Origin of the sequence: Sporomusa acidovorans, from assembly GCF_900101845.1 — a bacterium.
Taxonomy (GTDB): domain Bacteria; phylum Bacillota; class Negativicutes; order Sporomusales; family Sporomusaceae; genus Sporomusa; species Sporomusa acidovorans.
Genome location: NZ_FNAM01000028.1, coordinates 61,147 through 80,826 on the forward strand (window position 1 = coordinate 61,147; position 19,680 = coordinate 80,826).

The 19,680-nt window shown below is 41.1% G+C and carries 13 protein-coding genes; 9 read left to right on the forward strand and 4 right to left on the reverse strand.

All coding sequences use genetic code 11. The features are described from left to right. Positions 1 to 45: 45 nt before the first annotated feature. The 4 genes from BLR65_RS18095 to BLR65_RS18105 all read right to left on the reverse strand — a co-directional run bounded on the left by BLR65_RS18095 (position 46) and on the right by BLR65_RS18105 (position 4,721). Positions 46 to 480: a 4Fe-4S dicluster domain-containing protein gene (locus BLR65_RS18095; RefSeq protein WP_093795578.1), complete on the reverse strand. Its 435-nt coding sequence runs from the start codon at positions 478 to 480 to the stop codon at positions 46 to 48. Next, complete coding sequence (locus BLR65_RS18100) at positions 455 to 2,830, reverse strand: molybdopterin-dependent oxidoreductase (protein WP_093795579.1); 2,376 nt, start codon at positions 2,828 to 2,830, stop codon at positions 455 to 457. Before BLR65_RS18100 ends, BLR65_RS18095 begins: the two co-directional genes overlap by 26 nt. Positions 2,831 to 2,975: 145 nt before the next feature. Further along, entirely contained in the window at positions 2,976 to 3,104 is a 129-nt protein-coding gene (locus tag BLR65_RS31845; protein ID WP_373657689.1) for a zinc-ribbon domain-containing protein, read from the reverse strand. 330 nt (positions 3,105 to 3,434) lie between these two features. Continuing rightward, positions 3,435 to 4,721: a CoA transferase gene (locus tag BLR65_RS18105; RefSeq protein ID WP_093795580.1), complete on the reverse strand. Its 1,287-nt coding sequence runs from the start codon at positions 4,719 to 4,721 to the stop codon at positions 3,435 to 3,437. Positions 4,722 to 5,282: 561 nt separating this feature from the next. On the opposite strand from BLR65_RS18105, the gene BLR65_RS18110 reads away from it, so the two are divergent. From BLR65_RS18110 to BLR65_RS18155, 9 genes are all read left to right on the forward strand, one after another. Beyond that, positions 5,283 to 7,346, forward strand: a complete 2,064-nt coding sequence (locus tag BLR65_RS18110) for a sigma-54-dependent Fis family transcriptional regulator (RefSeq protein WP_093795581.1) — start codon at positions 5,283 to 5,285, stop codon at positions 7,344 to 7,346. A gap of 304 nt (positions 7,347 to 7,650) precedes the next feature. Beyond that, positions 7,651 to 8,064 (forward strand): PaaI family thioesterase, encoded by a 414-nt coding sequence (locus tag BLR65_RS18115; RefSeq protein WP_093795582.1) that lies wholly within the window; start codon positions 7,651 to 7,653, stop codon positions 8,062 to 8,064. A 524-nt stretch (positions 8,065 to 8,588) separates the two neighbouring features. Next, the gene (locus tag BLR65_RS18120) at positions 8,589 to 9,824 is read left to right on the forward strand and encodes an L-lactate MFS transporter (RefSeq protein ID WP_093795583.1); all 1,236 of its coding nucleotides are present in this window, start codon (positions 8,589 to 8,591) and stop codon (positions 9,822 to 9,824) included. Between the two features lie 127 nt (positions 9,825 to 9,951). Next, positions 9,952 to 11,586 carry a class I adenylate-forming enzyme family protein gene (locus tag BLR65_RS18125; RefSeq protein ID WP_211285076.1) on the forward strand — a complete coding sequence of 545 codons (1,635 nt, stop codon included), beginning with the start codon at positions 9,952 to 9,954 and terminating at the stop codon, positions 11,584 to 11,586. A 128-nt stretch (positions 11,587 to 11,714) separates the two neighbouring features. Next, positions 11,715 to 13,190 carry an S-layer homology domain-containing protein gene (locus BLR65_RS18130; RefSeq protein ID WP_169716743.1) on the forward strand — a complete coding sequence of 492 codons (1,476 nt, stop codon included), beginning with the start codon at positions 11,715 to 11,717 and terminating at the stop codon, positions 13,188 to 13,190. Positions 13,191 to 13,578: 388 nt separating this feature from the next. Beyond that, entirely contained in the window at positions 13,579 to 15,546 is a 1,968-nt protein-coding gene (locus tag BLR65_RS18135) for a methyl-accepting chemotaxis protein (protein WP_093795585.1), read from the forward strand. Between the two features lie 422 nt (positions 15,547 to 15,968). Continuing rightward, entirely contained in the window at positions 15,969 to 16,574 is a 606-nt protein-coding gene (locus BLR65_RS18140; RefSeq protein ID WP_093795586.1) for a DUF1638 domain-containing protein, read from the forward strand. Positions 16,575 to 17,107: 533 nt separating this feature from the next. Continuing rightward, positions 17,108 to 17,308 carry a hypothetical protein gene (locus BLR65_RS18145; protein ID WP_093795587.1) on the forward strand — a complete coding sequence of 67 codons (201 nt, stop codon included), beginning with the start codon at positions 17,108 to 17,110 and terminating at the stop codon, positions 17,306 to 17,308. 530 nt (positions 17,309 to 17,838) lie between these two features. Then, on the forward strand, positions 17,839 to 19,095 hold the full coding sequence (locus BLR65_RS18155) for an Nramp family divalent metal transporter (protein WP_093795589.1): 1,257 nt from the start codon (positions 17,839 to 17,841) through the stop codon (positions 19,093 to 19,095). The last annotated feature ends 585 nt before the right edge of the window (positions 19,096 to 19,680 follow it).

Sequence of the window (19,680 nt, forward strand, 5' to 3'; positions counted from 1 at the left end):
AATCCCTTTGTCTTCAAGTAAACTACTGGTATACACAAGCCGGTTTTATTTAGGTGTAAACAATACCATTTTGGGTTTTCTAGCCATTTTTTCCGCTAATTCTTTAACTGGGCCATAACTCATTACCAGTGACTGGCAATGCTGTACGCAACTGGGCATTTTACCCTGAGCAGTCCGGTCCTTACATAGATCGCATAATGAAGTTGGGAAAGGGACATAATTCAAATCCCATTTGCCGTTAGCTATCTTGCGGGGGCCATCTTCCAACAATTTGATGCCATACTGATTGTCCTCAAGCTTTAATTGTTTGATGCATGCAACTTCACAAGCATGGCAGCCTGTGCAATATTCATAATCAATTAACAAGCCGTATCCAGACGTATCTTCTGATTTTAGAAGACGCTCCAAACCTTCTCTTGCTTGGGGAAACACGGATGCTTTTCCTTCGGTCTCTTTATTCTGGCAGTTGAGCTCTGACATATTCCCATCCTCCTCTTCTGGTGACTTGTTCACCTGGCAGTACCTTACTGTTTTCTTCGGTTACTTTATAAATCCGGCAGAGCAAGTTTTTGTTAGGTGCTCCATAGCCGGTTGGCCCGTTCTGACACTGGGAGGTCAGGTTATTAATATTGCTGTCAAATGCCCCAAAGAGGCTCGGCTCGGCTCCTTCTTTTTCCGGGAACCACCAACCATGCTCAGCACTTACGACTCTGGGGTCGAGCGCGGGTTTTAATGTGGCGATTTGTTTGCATCTGCCACGTTTGCTTTCAATCCATACCCAGTCGCCTTCGATGATACCCAATTTCTTAGCCGTGTCAGGGTGAATTTCTACCAAAGGCTGAGGATGGAACATTCTCATAGTGGGCTGCTGACGATGTTCAGAGTGGAAGAATTCCCAGGAACGTGCACCTGAAGTCAAAATCAAAGGATATTCTTTATACAATTCAGGATCGGAATAGGGACTTTCTGGCGGTTCAATATGAGTCGGCAACGGGTCAACGTCAAATGCGTCAAACAGGTCAATATATAATTGAACCTTGCCGTCTGCGGTGTTAAAACCAGGCTGTCTGTCGCGGCGCAGAAGACCTTTTTCATATTTTTTATAGTGCCATTCGGGATAAATATAGACTTTTTCCTTAAGTTCCGAATAGGTAAGACCTTTGGTATTACCTCTTTCGCGGTATTTCTTACCTTCTTCTGACCATTCAATTTTGAAAGCGTCAGGATATTTGTCTTTGTCGTTACCCATTTTCCAATTTATCCAGTCTTGTACAGTTTCCCACGGAAATGCTTCGGGATGCAGACGTTTACCAAGTTCAAGAATAATCTGCTCATCGGATTTGCATTCTTCATAGTCAACAATCTTGGTAATGGCACGCAGCGGCGCAAACCATGCTCTGAAACTATCACGTTCTGCACTCATGCCTGCAGGTAAGACGATATCGGCGCAGGCAACGGCAGTCGGAGTCATGAAGAGATCGACGACTACATTGAAGTCAACTTTTTTCATTGCTTCATATACTCTGGGGGCTTCCGATGCCATATTGGCGAAGGTATTGGTGGTTTGTAGCCACAACATCTTAACCGGGTACGGCTGACCGCCATTTTCAATTGCCTCAAGGACTGAGTCTCCATGGGCGGTTGAGGCTAAGCCATATTTTTTAAGCGGATTTTTCTCATTACCAAAGCGCGCTTCCTTGACTTCCGGAGGCAGCCAGTTGTAACCGCAGCTATAGCCATCATCAACATTGAAGCCGCTCTTGGCAATGACGTTACCACCCGGAACATCGGTATTGCCGGTTATGGCCCATAAGCTGTTAACGGCCTGGGCGGTCGCAATACCGGTAACTTGCTGGTCAATTGCCAGACCCCATTGGATCGATGCCGGTTTTGCTTTAGCGTACATGCGTGCTGCAGCTTCGATGATTTCTTTTGGGACCCAGGTGATTTCAGCAACTTTTTCCGGCGGATATTCCTGAACACGTTCTTGTAATTCTTCAAAGCCTGAACACCAGTTTTCAACAAAGTCATGATCATAAAGATCTTCGTTGATAATGACATTGAGCATACCCATCGCCAGCGCACAGTCAGTTCCGGGTCTTAACTGCAGCCAGTATTCCGCTCTTGATGCCAACCATGTTAAACGAGGGTCAACAACGATAAGTTTGGCTCCCATTCTCATTTCATCAACAATCCAGTGGCCAAAGAATCCATCGCCATTACTGATGATAGGATTATTGCCCCAGATTACAATTACTTTCGGACACTTAAACTCAGGGTGATTATAGCGGTCTTCAAAAAATTGCCCGCAGTCGGCAACAAAGAAGTCACTATTCATAACAGCCTGCTGCGCAGCTCTGGGCAGATAGCAGGAATCACCGCTCAGGAATCCCAGCACATAATTCGGACTGCCAAATGCGGCATAGGTCAGATAAGGTACCTGCCAGATAATATTTCTCCCGGTACCCTCCATGCCGATGATTGATTTTCCGCCATAGTTTGCCTGGATATCCTTAACTTTTTCAACGATAATATCATAAGCTTCGTCCCAGGAAATACGTTCCCATTTGTTTTCACCACGTTCGCCTACGCGCTTTAACGGCCATTTCAGACGTTGGGGGTTATTGTATGCTTCAATCTGGTTCAGGCAACGCATACATAATCTACCCATATTATAGGGATTATCAAGGTCTCCCTCGACTTTTACTAATTTGCCGTCTTTCGTGTAATACAGAAGGCCGCACCCGTCATGACAACCCGGTCCTGACCAATGAGTAGAGCGGGTCACAGTATATTCGCCTTCCTGCCATTGCCATTCTTTTGCAGACATATAGCTTCCTCCCTTGAAAATTTAATTTTTTTAATATGGATGTGGTTATCTTTCGATTTAGTGTCACCTCCTAAAAAACTCCCCCGGAGACTCTAAAATACTCCCCCAGAGGAGTTTTTAGATAACCACCTATAATCAAATAAGACTATTTAGCCTCAGATTGAGCTGGTAGCGGTTTACCGCACTTCTTGCAGGTTTTATTAGTACCGAGGTTCCTCGCGCCACATTCTGGACACTTAACAGGTGCTTTAATTTCTGGTGGTCTAAAACACATACTAGTTCACTCCTTTCGTCCCAAGCATATATTGGCTGCTATAGCCAGAAACCGGATAGATATATCCAAAAATAGATATGGATAATATTTTCGGCTTACTGCTTTTTTAATGTTGCAAGTATTGTGCCAACTGTTAAAGCCTTTATTTTCGACATAAAAATTTGGCTATGGGACACACAACTTTGTTTATGAAACCATTTTGTCCCAAATTAATTACGTGTTTCCAGCCTAGCTGCCAATCATAGTTTGAATAAAAATGAGGCTGGAGTGATGTTATCGCGTCCAACCTCATTTACGGTACTAATAAAGTTGTTTTTCTAAATAAATAACTTAATCAATTATACCCTTGCCTTTTAAGGAGTCAATTTCATTTTCACTGTAACCAAGAAGTTCGGTAAGAATTTTATTCGTATCCTGCCCTAAAGCCGGAGCTCCACGCCATACTTGTCCCGGAGTTTCTGAGAGTTTGGGCATAACACCAAAGGCTTCAACTTCCTTATTGAGAGTCTGGTCGGTGTACTTAACCCAGTCACCTCTCATGCGCCAGTGCGGTTCATTGTAAACTTCTTCAGCGCTTTTAATATGTGCGGCTGAGATCTTGTTGTCAATGCAGATGTTTATTGCTTCCTGTGCCGTACGTTCCTTAAAAAACTTTTTGAAAATTCTATCGAGTTCACGGCCCAGCGGACTGGCAACCGCTTCCGGCGAGCTGCTGCATTCTTCATAAGAGTATTTTTCCGAGTCGATGCCGAAGCCTTTTAATACATTATTGTAAGCTGTCTTTCCGTAGGAGCCAAGATTAATGTATCCACCGTCTTTACATTCAAAGACACCTGCTGGCTGAAAAGCGGTCTGCATAATTCCCTGTCTGTGTTTGAGGGTTTGGTTCATAGTCCAGAGGACAAAATTGTCATCCATTACCCTCATCCAGCTTTCAGTCAAACTGGCATCGATGCTTTGACCTTTGCCGGTTTTTTGTGCATTCATATAAGCCATCAGAATGCCGTTGACTGCGATTAGACCTGTCAGGTAGTCACCTACATACTGCTGAGCATAGTAAGGTTCACGATCAGGATAACCCTGCAGCAAAGCCCAACCGGATTCAGACTGTCCCAATGGGTCATATCCGGGTCGGTTTATATGTCGCTGATCACCGCCAAATCCAGGTGTTCCGTAACCGCTGATGTGACAGATGACTAATTTGGGGTTGACCGCCATTAACATTTCGTCGGAGATTCCCAGCTTGTTAAGCCAAACCATGTTTTCAATCCAGATATCAGAGTTCTTAATCAGGGACAAAAAGATTTCTTTGGATTCCGGTATATTCAGGTTGGTTTCCAGGGCAAAACTCAGTTTGTTTCGGGAGTTTTGCACCCAGCCGCCACCAATATGTTTGTTGCCTGCAACAATCTGTGGTTTCTGATGGCGGGCGGGATCGCCTCCTGCTTTAGGCCGTTCAAGAGCAATTACTTCGGCGCCGAAGTCACTCATCATCGTTGCACAGAAGGGAGCTGCCACAACAGTTCCGTTTAGCAGAACCCTGATTCCGGAAAGGGGGCCGAAAGTTGGAGCAAACAGCGGAGCAGGTTTGCGTTCAATTTTTTCCCAACGATTCATCTTTATCATTTCCTCTCATTTTTATTTTTTCCTTAAGTCAAACAAAATCATTTATACATTTTTTGTTTGCGCCTTTCCGCACGAAAGGCATCGGTACATTCGCTAGTCTGATTTTTCCCAGTGAGATTTGGTATCTTTACTATGTTTGCAAAAAGCCATTATCTGAAAAAACTTATTTACTGACATGAACCACCCCTTTATCTAGCTGATTTTTGCAGCATAATAACTGGGAATAGAATAAAGTCAAAAACAATGAATACCGTGCGGCCTATCACATAGTTTCAATGCAATTATTGTGCCATAGGAAAAGCCTTGAAAATATGCGCCTTATTAAACTTCTTGGGACATAATCCTTTGAATTTGACATGAGCGTGTCCCAATTTGAACAGGTATTAATAAAGGAATAATATGCTTCAATAAATAGATGAATTAAAAGGAAAATTCAATCAACTGCATAATAATTCCTGACATAATTAAAATTCGCTGTTATAATTAAAATATGGTTGAAAGTTTTTTGGTGGTAAACTATGCTTAAAGGATAGGCGGAAAAGGAGTGTCATTATGCAACCTCTTGAGCATTTACTTAGCCCAATCATCAATAACTTAAATAATGCCAGTAATCAACTTGAAGACGAGAGAATTCTTATAGAAAAAATTAAAAGACAAAAAATGGATATGATTCAAAAAAAGATTACTCCATTCCAAGTTGACCTGGTTCGTCCGGAAATCGCTGAGTCTTGGAAAAGATCAAGCGAGAATGGTCTTGATCCATTGGTTTATAATGATCCTCCTCTTATGGATGCGCTTTCTTTTGAACAACGATTAAAAGAAAAAGACTATTTGATTCAAGCCGCAGCCCCCTATGTCTCTAAACTAGAAAACATGCTGTCTCATATCGAAGCTTATATTTTTTTAAGTGATGAAAATGGATTGATTCTTCGCGTAGCGCAGGCTTTAGATAATAATCGCTTCCGTCTTACTCCGGGCACAATTTGGACAGAAGAAACGATCGGAACTTGTGCACATGAATTGTGCATCCGGCTGAATAGTCCTATTCAACTCTGTGGCCCCGAACATTTTTGCCGAATATTTAATAATATTTCTTCTTCGTCAGCTCCGATTTTTGATGTGGACGGTAATCTGGAGGGAACGCTGACTATTGCTAGTCCAAAATTTCATCGTCATGATTCATATTCACTGGGGCTAGCTGTTATAATGGCTGAGACAATACAAAAAGAGTTTCAGCTTTCGGCGAACAGAGAATTGTTGCAAAGTGCGCTTACGGCTACAGAAGATGCAATGATAATGATTAAGGCTGGGGTGGTGATAAAAGCCAATAAAGCAGCCTGTCAAATTTTTAAGAATCTTGAGCAAGACTTGATTGGCTCGCAAATTGGTGATGTTTTTGAGGATATTCCTTTGCTAGAATCAGTTTTGGGGACTAGAGAACCCCACATAAATACTCATATAAAAATAAAAAGGTCAAAACAAAAATTTTCAGGTTCTATCCAACCGATGAAGAGCTACGATAATAAAAACTTAGGCTGTTTGTTAACTCTTAAACCAATTAACTCAACCTTAAAGGTTAGTCAATCCAGCAATGGTTTTACATCAAGATTTACATTCGAGAATATGATTGGGACTTCTCCGCAATCGGCTAAACTAAAAAATTTGGCAAAAAAATTTGCACGACACAAATCTAATATACTTATACAGGGTGAAAGTGGGACAGGCAAAGAAGTATTTGCTCAAGCAATTCACAATGAGAGTAGGCCGGATGGGCCGTTTATAGCGGTGAATTGTGCTGCAATTCCTAAAAATTTAATTGAAAGCGAGCTATTTGGTTATGAACCAGGCGCATTTACCGGCGCCGAGCGCATAGGCAAGCCCGGCAAGATTGAGCAAGCCTGCGGCGGTACACTGTTTTTGGATGAAATCGGCGATATGCCTTTAGAACTTCAGGCAGTCCTGCTCAGAGTACTTGAAGATAAAATGATTATGCGTTTGGGAGGAAGTCGCTACATTTCTGTTAATTTCCGATTAGTCACAGCTACTAATAAAAATCTCTTAGAATTAGTAAAAAGAGATTTATTTCGCGAGGATTTATACTACCGAATATCTGTATTCAAACTCAATATCTCACCGTTAAGAGAGAGAGGGTCTGACATTGTTCAACTGATCGATCATTTTATTACGGCATATGCTGAAGCGGAGTGTATAGATAAACCTACTTTAAGTAGCACGGCAAAATATATTTTATTGCAATATAACTGGCCGGGAAATGTCCGACAATTAAGTAATGCTATTTCTTATGCTGTATGCATGAGTACAGATGGTGTCATTTATCCGGAGCATCTGCCTGACGAAATTTTAAAGACATCATCTACCCCAGTTTTAGAAAGGCATGTTTCAGAAAAGGATGTAGAAGATATAGAATCGTCATCTGATAGTGATGCGTTTGCAGTTAACATTTCTGTTAAAGAAATGGAAAAAGAGGCTATTAAAAGGGCTCTTGAAAAGGCTGATAACCATGTGCGCGATGCAGCAAAAATAGTTGGTCTCAGTAAATCCACTCTTTATAGAAAGATAAAACAATACGGACTAGATAATAATATTGAAGAATAATCATTATAGAAATAAAATAAAAATGAATAAAAAAACCTGAGTCAATGACTCCGGTTTTTTTTATTTTGTTTGCCCAGTCAGAAAGTATAACTTTCGACTGGACAAGCTGCAACCAGCGGCTAGCGCTTTCGCTAAAGGCTCGGCGTTAGCCGGGTTTTTTAACAAAAATAGTGCAAGCTTTTCAATTCTGGATTCTAATTTGCGAGAGCTATAAGGCCTTATTGCAGAAACATATTTTAATCAGTATGTCTGGCATGCAATTTGCATTATCTAAACTTAAACAACTGGTTAAAGGAGATTGCGTATGATTCAAAAAGAAAAAACAAATGAACAATTAGTTTCTTCCAATTTATCTTTAAGTAAATTTTCTCAATCTATTGGCATAACACTCGAAATGGCAACAAAAGAGAGTGCTAGACTTCACTTGATACCAAATAAGGAAGTTATCAATGCATTTGGTATTATTCATGGAGGTATCATAGCGACATTAGCTGATACTTGCATGGGCATGATTTTACGCGCTGCAAATATCCCAGCGGTTACATTGGAGCTAGCAATTAATTATCTTAGTGTGACTAAACCAGGCGATAAACTTATTGCCGAGGGAAAGGTCATTCATTTTGGTGGTAGTGTCATTACGACCCAGTGCCTAATAAGTTCAGATAATGGTAGAAAAATTGCTTTCGCCAAAGGTACTTTTTTTCATTACAAGCATTGATAGAGAATTCAATCCGATTTTATATAAAGGTAGCTGGAGTAACTTTTAAAAATAATACCGCTCTGGTGGTATTATTTTTTATTTAAATTGCTAATAATTGGAGCTAACTCAAATTGGGACACCTAGGTTCATGATCTAAGGATTGTGTCCCAGTTTGATTTTGACACACGAAAACATAGGCCTTTTTTTATGGCATGAGTTTTGCATATATTGGATGTTAGACAATTGGTGGCCTCAAATTTAGTGGTAGTTTTGCTTTGATTTTAGTTATTTCCGTTTCAAATAAACTGGTCATGAATACTAAAAAAAGAGAATCTTCTGAGTATTTTTGACTGTGAGGAGGTGTTTTAGGGACTAAGCAGAGCAGGCGAAAAGGAGGCAGTAAAAAAACTGAGAGGATAATATGTAACAAGAAGGTAGCTATCACTATTAAGAAAGGCGGACAGGCCAGTTGTCCCATAAAATGTAGCATTTCTATACGCGGCATTCAGATTACCTAGTACGAACAATGGGGGAGGAAAGGTATGAAAACAAAATTCAACCGGTGGTTAATTCTTTTTGCTACAATATTCGTTAATATTTGTATTGGAGCTCAATATGCTTGGAGCGTGTTTGCACTCCCCTTGGGAAAACTATTCGGGTGGAGTGGTCCAGTGCTTGCCCTGGCTTTTACAATCACCTTTGCCACAGGACCGATTGTTATGATTTGTGGTGGAATGCTGTTAGACCGTAAAGGGGCAAAATTTAACATTGTTCTTGGCGGTATCCTATGGAGTGTAGGACTATTTCTTACAGGGTTTATTTCAAGCCCAGAGGCTCTGTATGTTACTTTTTCAGTTATTGCTGCTGTAGGTGCTGGGATCGTTTATTCCGGAAGTATCGCCAACACGAACAAATTTTTTCCGGATAAGCGAGGGCTTGCGGTTGGTTTAAATGCAGCCGGGTATGGTTCCGGTGCAATGATTGTCGCTCCGATTGCTAGCTCTTTAATTATCAGTTATGGAGTACTTAACACGTTTAAAATACTAGGTGTCGCATTTCTGGTAATTATTATGCTGTGCACCTTAGTAATCAAATCTGCTCCGCCTGGCTATAAGCCTGAAGGCTGGGAACCTCCAGCTATAGCAGGCAAACCTGGTGGAAGTGACAAGGATTGGAAACAGATGCTGCGAGATCCCTTGTGGTATGTTATGGCCTGCATGTTCGCAATAGCTGCAATGGCCGGGCTTATGATTTTAGCGCACGCTTCACCGATCGGTCAGACAATGTTCAAGTTAGAACCTCAAGTCGCAGCCTTATATGTTAGTTTAATTGCCTTGTTTAATATGGCTGGGAGAGTTTGTTTTGGATTTTTATCCGATAGAATTGGACGACCCAATACGCTGTCAATTATGTTTGCATTAGGGGCTGGAATGCTTTTCCTTTTGTCTAACACAACATCAAGTTTCATGTTCGGCCTTGCCGGGGCGGGAATCGGAGCTTGCTTCGGCGGGGCGCAGGCGGTGTTTCCCTCGCTAGTAGCTGAAAATTATGGCACGAAAAATATCGGTGTCAATTATGGAGTAACTTTTGTTGCCTTTGGTATTGCCGCATATTTTGGTCCAATGATCGCAGCCAATGTCGCAAAGGCTAGCAATGGAATTTATACGCAGGCATTCTATTTTGCGATGATCCTAAATATCATCGGCTTTGTTATAACGTTCGTCTACAGATTACTTGATAAAAAAAGTAAACGTGTAACCGCAAATTTGTCTCAGTAACTGTGCATAATTTTACTAAAGGTAAAGGTGGACAAGGAGTAGAATCTATTTGGCTATTGTAACCAGTTCCCTAATTCTAGTAACAGTAGCTTACTATGAAGCAAAGTAATGACATGGAGGCTGAATAATGGCTATTAGACAAAAAATACCATATATTCCATTAGACCAGCTGCCCTATCTAAATGGACGACAACTGGAATTTGAAAGCATTGCACAAATGCTAACAGTACGCTCAAATGAAACTCCGAATGCCCCGCATGTGTATTACTACGACCAGACATTAACTTATCAAGCTACCAATGATCGGGCAAATAAGGTAGCAAATTACTTGAAAGAAAAGGGTGTAAAAAAAGGAGATATCGTAGCTGTTATGATATCGAATTCTCCTGAATTTTACTATGCTTTGTGGGGAACGCATAAGCTCGGAGCGATTGCAATGGCTGTCCCTCACATGTTGCGAGGTCCGGAAATTGCCTATATCTTGGATGATGCGAAACCAAAGGTAGCGTTTGTTGGTAGTGATTGCATGAATGAATTTTTTAGGGGATTAGATGAAGCTAATTCTAAGCCGGTGATTGTGGAAGCAGTGACTGGAGATCAGGTTGATGCAAAAGCAGCTCAGGAAACGCTTGTAAATATTTTGGATAAATTTCCGGCTAATGAGTGTTTGGTTAAGCAAAGCCCGGATGATGTATTTTTGTTATTATATTCATCCGGTACGACCGGAAGATCTAAAGGAATATTACTTTCCAATAAGGCCGCGCTGTCATTATGCCGTGATCAAAACAGAAGCGGGATAGTAACCGGAAATGACGTTATGTTACTTATTCTACCGATGTTTCATTGTTGTCCATTATGTGTGTTTACTTATCCTATGTGTTATGCCGGGCAAGCATTGTGTATACGCCAGTTTTCTGTAAGTGATTTTTGGCCAACTGTCATTCAATATGAGGTAACCATTATTATGGCTGTTCCTACTATGATTGAGTATATCCTAAACAGGATTGATCCCAAGGACGTTGATATGTCCAAGGTAAAGATAAAGTATGCCAATACTGGCGCAGGCCCCCTTTCACTCGCAACACGAAAGCGGCTTAAAGAGCAGTATAATATTGATCTCCTGGTGGGATATGGTCTTACTGAGGGGTGTGGGGGATCAAGCGTTGAACCGCCCTTGGGATACTATAAAGAAGGATCATGCGGGTTACCTTATCCTGAGCAGCAAATCGAGATAATTGATGAACAAGGGAATATACTACCAAACAATAAAATTGGCGAAATCTGTATAAAAGGCGATAATGTGATGTCAGGGTATCTAAATAAGGCCGACGAGTATGCCAAAGCTGTGAGAGGTGGCTTTTTACATACTGGTGATGTAGGTTATTTTGATGAGGAAGGCTATCTCTTTGTTACAGATCGCAAAGGAGACATGATTATTCGCGGCGGGGAAAATATCTATCCACGCGAGATAGAACACGTATTGGAAGCTAATAGACTCATTGCTGAGGTTGCGATTATCGGTGTACCCGACAAGCTTCTTGGTGAGAAATTAAAAGCGTACATTGTCCCCAAAGTGAAAGGAACGATAACGCCCGAATCGACCAAAGCGTGGTTGGCTGAGCGAATAGCAGACTTTAAAATTCCTGATTATTATGAATTTGTTAGCTCTCTCCCACGGACAGCGACCGGTAAAATCCAAAAAAATGAACTGCGGAAGAGGTCGGCGCTAGAATCACGGGATAATGCAGACATACAAAAATAACCTCGGTGCGGGAAGTTGTCAGAATGATCTAATGGTATAGACAGGTAGCAACACTGTTACAGGCATCTATATACGAAAACAAGCTTAATTGAGAAGTCTTAGATATGTTAAATAGGGGAGAGGTATTTATGGCAAAGAGAAAAATAAACAAATGGTTAAAAATTGCGCCGGTTGCATTGCTGGCCATTACCATGAGCGGAACTGTGATCATCCCAAACACCGTCCAAGCTGCGCTTTCACAATCTTTTAACGATGTTCCGGCCAATCATTGGGCGTATGCTGCCGTATCCAAACTGGCACAAGCCGGTATTGTTACTGGCTATGATGCTAGCAGCTACTACAAAGGTGATAAAACGATTACCCGTTATGAAATGGCCGTTATTGTGGCTAAAGCTATTGACAAATATGACAAAGCCAGCGCAACTGATAAGCAGACGATTGATAAGCTAGCAGCAGAATTCGCCAGTGAACTTAATAAATTGGGTGCGCGGGTAACTAAGGTGGAAGCAAAAACCAATACTTGGATCAGTGGCGAAACCCGGTTACGTTTTATGAGGAATGACGCCAAGGCAACTGGTGCAGTAAAACTTCATGGTTCTGACAATTTTGAGTTCCGGCAACGGATTAAAATTAATGGCAATATCAATGAGAATATATCGATGACAGCCCGGGTTAATGTTACCACCAAAATGGGTAACTTCAACGCTCCCGATGGCAATAATGTGACCCTGGATATCGCTGCATTGACTGCCAAAGATGCACTTGGTTTTGATCGTGTACGTTTGGGGCGTTTCTTCTACGATTCCTTCACACATGGCCTTTTTGGCAAGGCGATTGGTGTTGACGGCGTTCGTTTTGATAAAAACATCGGCACTACCCAGTTTACCGGATCGATTAATAATGTTTGTGGCAATGGTACTGCAACAAACGCTTTCAAAAACAGTGCTTCAGGGGATGCTGAAACCGTTACAGCTGCACAACTTACCTTTAAAGCAAGCGACAAACTTAATCTGACTGGCGGTTATTACTGGTCTGATGTTCCTGGTATTAGCAGTACTGCCGGAGTTGGTGGTACTATGAATATCTCAACAGGTGATAGTTTTAAAAGCTCGAAAGGTTGGGCTGTAGGCTTTGATACTAAGATAGGCGATAAACTACTGCTTATGGGCGACTATGTGTCCACCAAACTTGACGGTGTTAACGGTTCAAACCTGTCCGATAGTCCGAAAGGCTGGGCTGTAGAACTTACGAACGCCACAAAAATGCCGCCGGCTTACTTTGAAGCTAAACCGCTGACAGACTATAGGAAAGTCCACGACTTTGGCTGGTCGATTTCGTACCGTAGCGTTGAGGCTGGCGCCACTCCGTATGGCATTGGCGGTTTTGACGGTCAAGCAGTAAGCTCTACCTCTGGGGCTTATCCAACTTACCTTAAAGGAACTGACAATATCAAAGGTATATCCATAGCTGTAGCTAGCACAATTGCTAAGAATGTAACCTGGACGACTGGCATGCAGGACCTCAAAATAAAGGATAGCAAACTTACTGGTGGAGTAAGAGACCTCGGCAAATCATATTTCTCGAAGATTGAGTTCTTCTATTAATAGTTACGAGGTTAAAAAGTCGCTCGCGTATGTCTTAGGCTGCCTTTTCATAGTACCATATACATTTTAAACGTCAGCTTATTTGAACGGACGTTGTACATCGTTTCCTTAAGACTCCTGCCCTTCATAGGACACATGATAGATGTCCTATGAAGGGCAGGTCAATGTCCAGGGGTTGCAATAGAACAAAAAGCTTGGCTAGTTAGATCAATGCTAAATCTTCAACTATCAATGAAAACTTGTCATCAAAGTGAAGTCTGACTTAGTGACTGGTTAAGTAAATGGGTATTCAATACTGATAAAAATCCTATATAAATTAACTTATAATAATGAAAAAGTTGCTAAATGGAGGATTTAGCATAAATCATATTTTTGCGGGAGGTATACGGTGAAAAGCATTCAAATGAAACTGACGGTCACTATTCTCGTTATCTTTCTGGTAGCGATGAGTGCTTTAGGTAGCTTCAACTATTGGAAGGCACGAGTGATTATTACCGGTGAAATAACGAGCAGTATGGAAAAACTGGTGGATAGTTACGCTCTTAGTATTGGTGATTGGCTGGATAAAGGAATTTACCATCTTGAAGGGATAGCAAAGGCTCCGGTACTCCAAAATGGAAATCTGGAAGAGATGGGTCCCTTTTTTGTGCAGGTCAAAAAAAATATGACTAAATTTGCGACTGTGGGATATGCAGCGCCAGATGGTCAAGCAATTGATGCCAAAGGATTTAAACTGAACTTTGGAACAAAGACTTGGTTTCAGGCGGCGATGAAAGGTGAACCTAGCGTTTCCGACCCGGTCATATCTCCTTCTGGTGATTTGGAGATAATTTTAGCAGTGCCGGTTAAGGTGGAAGGAAAAACGATTGGTGTGTTGTTTGGGGCGATTAATATAGCTGATATTAACCAAAAGGTGCTTGACATTAAGGCGGGAGACAACGGTTACGGCTTTATGGTACAGAAAAATGGCTTGACAATCGTTCATCCGAATAAGAAAATAGCTATGAAGGACAATATTCTAGAGCGAGATGTCGATTCTTCCATGAAGAAAACTTTTGAGCACATGGTTGCTGGAGAAGCAGGACTGGCTGAATACAGCTATAAAGGCGTTAAAAACACGGTGGCTTTTGCGCCTGTACCGAGAACCGGCTGGTCGTTGGCGGTAAATGTTCCTACTGCTGAAATTACGAGAGAAGTGGCTTCCCTCACGACAATTTCGTTAAAGACAATTATTGTAGTTTTAGTTTTGACAGGATTAATTATCACTTGGTATGCCCGGAAAATTGCAAAACCCATTCAGAAGCTGGAAATGGCAGCTAAGCGAATTGCTGACGGTGATATCTCAAATACAACGTTAGATATCAATTCCAATGACGAAATTGGGCGATTAGGTCAAAGCTTTGAACAAATGGCCGGAAACCTGCGCAGCCTTATCCAAAAAATTCATGGAGCTACAGAGCAGGTAGCGGCTTCATCCCAGGAACTTACAGCTAGTTCTGAGCAATCGGCTCAGGCAGCCAATCAAATAGCTGTTTCGATCACCAACGTGGCAGCAGGAACCAGTGAGCAAGTAGTTGCAGCTAAGGATACCACTACTGTTGTGGAGCAGATGTCGGCTGCTATTGAGCAGATTGCTGCTAATGCTAACCAGGTAGCGGATTACTCGGCTCAGGCAGCCCAAAAGGCGCAGGACGGTGACAAAGCGGTGGAAAAAGCAGTAGAACAGATGGGAAACATTGAAGAAACAGTTAACGCTTCTGCACAAGTTGTAGCAAAATTGGGAGAGCGTTCCAAGGAAATTGGCCAAATCGTCGATACTATTTCTGGTATAGCTGGTCAGACCAACCTTTTGGCCCTAAATGCGGCTATTGAAGCGGCAAGAGCGGGAGAACAGGGGCGGGGCTTTGCGGTTGTGGCTGAAGAAGTTCGCAAATTGGCCGAACAGTCTCAGGAGGCAGCTAAAAAAATCGCTAAACTAATCGGGGTAATTCAGGTAGATACCCATAGGGCGGTTGAAGCCATGGATAATGGCAACAAGGAAGTCAAGATCGGAGCGGAAGTTGTCAATACTGCTGGTATGGCCTTTCAAAAGATTGTGAGTTTGGTAACAGGAATGTCAAGACAGGTAAAAGAAATTTCTACAGCTATGCAGCAAATGGCTGCTGAAAGCCAGCATATCGTGGTTTCGGTTAAAAAAATCGATGATTTGGGCCAAAAATCATCAACTGAGACTCAAAGCATCTCCGCTGCTGCGGAGGAACAATTGGCTTCCATGGAGAAAATTGCATCTTCCAGCCAAGCACTGGCAAAATTAGCTGATGATTTGCAAGTACTGGTATTTAGTTTTCGATTATGAGAGTTTTGTGAACAGTAGCCTGATTTCAAAGGGGCTGCCGCTAGAAATTCGCTTACGTTGATTTCTGCCGAGCTAAAATTAAATACAAGCAAGATAATGATTGATAATAATAGTAATAAGCCAGGCAAAGGCTGGCCGTAGATAGTGGACATTAATGAAAGAGGGTATTAATCCATATAGGGGATGATACCTTCTTTTTATAAATAAAATGAAATTTAAAGATATTTTACAAGCGCGCAGATTATATTTGACAGGTTTGAGGTTTAGGTTCAAAAGTATGGTGGATTTTGTAGATAATTCGATACTTGAAATGTATAATTAAATTAAACGCTGTAAATCACGTAAGTGGTCATACCATAGGCTCGGAGTTGTCAGATGTAACTGGCGGCAGACAAACCAACAGGAAAGAGGTTAGGGTTTAAGTGAAAATATGTTTTCTCGGTTGTGGAATTTTTCAATTGGAACTGGAAAAAGTTATAGCGGAATTTGAGCAGGAAAAACGCTTTGACTGTAAGTTTTCTACCGTGTATCTGCCGTTGCGAGTACACGTAGATTTAAAAAAATTACAGGAAAAAGTAATCGAGGCATTGAATACGGTGCAGGCAGATAAAGTGATTTTTATGTTTGGCGAGAAATGTCATCCCCTGTTTTATGAATTTTTGCGCGGTTATGATTTGGTTCGGTTACGGGGTTCAAGCTGCTGGGAAATTTTTCTGGGAGAGCTGCTGCCGGATGGACGGGCGAGGGATCCCAAGACTTTCTATATGACACCAAGCTGGTTGATGAGATGGCGTGAATTTTTTGATCCGGGTTGGGGCGTGGACGAAGTTGGTATGAGACAAGCGTTTGCCTTTTATGATAAAATTGTGCTTGTTGATACCGGCATTTGTGAAATTACGGATGAAGAAATACTGGAGTTTTTTGAACATACACAGATACCGATTGAAATTGAGACGGGAGATTTGACTTATTTTAAAAATAGTATGATTGAGGCCGTGCAGGAAGCTTTGGGGTTGAAAAATTCCTGAGGGATACAGAGACGGAGTGCTGGTTGTAGCTTGGGTACCTGGGGTACAGAGTTATTATTTTATTATGTATTTGCTTATTATAAAAAAATAAAGAAAGAAGGGAGCCAAGCGGCTCCCTTCTTTCTGCTACTGAAAAAGGATTATTCCAAGCCCCTGGTAGTTCTTTTTTAAAGCCACACTAATCTTAAGATGATAAAAGCGACGATGCCAGATGAAATACCATTCCTGCTATCAAACCAATACCGCCGAAACCACCGTAAAAACCGTAACACACAAATATCACCTCAAATTAGGTATAGTAAATAATTGTGAACAAAGTATGAACAAACCAATTAACCTAATAGATTTCCCTGAGCATAATACTCAAAAAAGGCGCAAGTTTGTTCTTAATGTAAAAACCCAAGTCTATACATAATGGATTAGATGTGACTATAGGTAAAGTACCCCTTATTTAGTGATTTTGCTCACAGTCACCATCATTTGAATGTCGTATAATTGCTATAGATAAATAGTTAAGGAGGAGTATTTAAATTATGGACATTAATAATTTGCAGAGACAGCATAAGGATGTTTTTAACTTGATTGATAAAATCAGTACATACCAAAATCAAGAACAGGTAAAAGAACATGCTTTAGAGATTTCGAAATTGTTCGCTCAATTATCAGGTATTATAAAAATGCATTTAGCATCAGAAGATAAAGATAGTCTTTTCTGCTCTGAAGGAAAGAATTAGCAAAGAAAATTCGTCGTTATACCCGTTGCTAAAGTAACTTTGTATTGCTTCATTAGTCGAAAGGAACAAATATTAGCCTTTGCCACTTATGATTCACATGATAAGCAATATTGCCGGATAATTTGCTTAATCAGATACTTTACACTTCCAGTGTTTTGTATGAGTAGTTTTGGTGCGAAAAAAATGTTCCTCAATCAAAGCAACGGCGCAGAATATAATTACCCATGCCTGAAATAGAATTCCGGCAACTAAGGCGACATATTTAACGAATGGCGTATTTATTAATATCCCAAAAATCATAGACAGGCTTATTAAAAAAGCATATATGATTGTACGCATATTATTAACTCCAATAATATAATGATTTTATAAGAAGCCGTTTATCAAACGGCTATTTTTTATTTAAAGAGTACAAGTCACCGTTAGTCTGTATCCTTCATATTCTAAAGTAGCTGCAAATATATTGGAGGTCAGTTAACTTTTTTCTATTTAGGGGTGATTGTAGAATCGATCTGAAGGGACGATAGTATATGAAGGAGGAACAGCTGTCACTACCGGTTTTAGCAGAATCAGGAGACGTTAAGGATAAAGCAAAAGGGATTTTCAAATATTTTGGCCCAGCGTTTATTGTTAGTGTGGCCTATATGGACCCTGGAAATTTTGGTACCAATATTGCTGGCGGATCTCAATTTGCTTACAACCTTATCTGGGTCATTTTATGGAGCAACTTCATGGCAATCTTTGTTCAGATTTTATCAGCAAAATTAGGGATTGCTACAGGAATCCATTTACCTGATCATTGTGGAAAAATATTTTCTCGGCCGGTCAATTGGGGATTGTGGTCAATAGCTACCGTGGCAGCGATGGCTACAGACCTTGCAGAATTTCTCGGAGGAGTACTGGGGTTTCACCTTTTATTTGGGATACCTCTTGTATGGTCTGCCGTACTTACCGGTGTCATTACCTACGGAATTTGCCATATGCAGAAATACGGGCAACAGATTGTCGAACATATTATCACTGGGATGGTAGCTGTTATTAGTATCGCATATGTTTGGGAAATGTTTATTGCCAAACCTGATTGGAGCCAGGTAGCCTATCATGTTGCTGTGCCAATGCTTACACCGGATAGTGTCCTGGTAGCAGTCGGTATGTTAGGGGCAACGGTAATGCCTCACGTTATCTATCTCCATTCACATTTGGTACAAACGAGAAGAACAGAATGCATGGAAGATTGCAGGCGTCACTTAAAAATGGCTAAAATTGATGTGTTTGTCGCGATGAATATGGCGTTTATTGTAAATGCCGCTATGGTTATTGTGTCGGCAGCCGTATTCAATGGTAATGGTTTGAATGTAAATAGCATTGAAGCAGCCTACATGACACTACAGCCGCTAATGGGAAATATGGCTGCCGGAGCTTTTGGATTAGCGTTACTGGCATCGGGTTTATCATCTTCCACTGTTGGTACGATGGCTGGGGAGGTTATTTTAGGTGGTTTTGTGGGGTTTGATATACCGGCTAGCATTCGTCGTTTAATTACGATGATTCCAGGTTTAGCAATTCTAATGTCCGGCATTAATCCGATGGAGGCATTAGTATATAGCCAAGTATCACTTAGTTTCGCCTTGCCGGCTGCAATCATTCCGCTTATGATTGTGACGAATAAAGCGAACATTATGGGCAGGTTTAAAAATGGTTTCCTTACAAATTGCATCGGCTGGGTTATTGTAAGTATTATTTTGGTTTTGAATGTTGTTTTACTGTACCTTACCTTGACTGGTTAAGCTTAATTTTGGATGGTTCCGCAAGGGCTAAATAGGTGACAGCCTTTTAACCCTTGCAAAAATTTTTTTGAAAATTAGAAAAGACCTTTATATCCAGCGCAATAGTTGGATATAAAGGTCTCGCTACAGCAGTATTACTGCCAGTAGAACCGGGCTTTCGCCAGTATGTCGATTCTACTCACGGACGGATGGTCCGTTAGCTACTCCCCTTTATGGAGTCTATATTATTTATTGTATAATATGATTGATATCGCTACAGTGACACCTAACAGTATTAAATTCTAAAAAAATTTTTGAGGCTTCTTCATGATTGTATAGATGATATCGCACCACATAAGAGTCATTCGCAATCCAAGTGGATATTGTTCCGGCATAGTAATTCCGGGTATTACGATAACCTCTTAAAATAAAATCGGTCTTATCGTTTTAAAGAACCTATTTGGAGGCTTGTTGGGGCAGTTTCAGTACATGATGGAATCTTGGCTACCCTTACTTCAATTAGTCTTTTGAAAAAAAAGCTAAAATTTTTGATAGATTTCTGATATCATTTAGTGGGATGTTATTCCACAAAATGATGAAAATCAA

Excerpts from the sequence above, each read along its gene's own strand:
- BLR65_RS18145 (WP_093795587.1), top strand. The coding sequence starts at position 17,108 with ATGGACATTAATAATTTGCAGAGACAGCATAAGGATGTTTTTAACTTG.
- BLR65_RS18130 (WP_169716743.1), top strand. The coding sequence starts at position 11,715 with ATGGCAAAGAGAAAAATAAACAAATGGTTAAAAATTGCGCCGGTTGCA.
- BLR65_RS18100 (WP_093795579.1), bottom strand. The coding sequence starts at position 2,830 with ATGTCTGCAAAAGAATGGCAATGGCAGGAAGGCGAATATACTGTGACC.
- BLR65_RS18120 (WP_093795583.1), top strand. The coding sequence starts at position 8,589 with ATGAAAACAAAATTCAACCGGTGGTTAATTCTTTTTGCTACAATATTC.
- BLR65_RS31845 (WP_373657689.1), bottom strand. The coding sequence starts at position 3,104 with ATGTGTTTTAGACCACCAGAAATTAAAGCACCTGTTAAGTGTCCAGAA.
- BLR65_RS18110 (WP_093795581.1), top strand. The coding sequence starts at position 5,283 with ATGCAACCTCTTGAGCATTTACTTAGCCCAATCATCAATAACTTAAAT.
- BLR65_RS18155 (WP_093795589.1), top strand. The coding sequence starts at position 17,839 with ATGAAGGAGGAACAGCTGTCACTACCGGTTTTAGCAGAATCAGGAGAC.
- BLR65_RS18105 (WP_093795580.1), bottom strand. The coding sequence starts at position 4,721 with ATGAATCGTTGGGAAAAAATTGAACGCAAACCTGCTCCGCTGTTTGCT.
- BLR65_RS18115 (WP_093795582.1), top strand. The coding sequence starts at position 7,651 with ATGATTCAAAAAGAAAAAACAAATGAACAATTAGTTTCTTCCAATTTA.
- BLR65_RS18125 (WP_211285076.1), top strand. The coding sequence starts at position 9,952 with ATGGCTATTAGACAAAAAATACCATATATTCCATTAGACCAGCTGCCC.
- BLR65_RS18095 (WP_093795578.1), bottom strand. The coding sequence starts at position 480 with ATGTCAGAGCTCAACTGCCAGAATAAAGAGACCGAAGGAAAAGCATCC.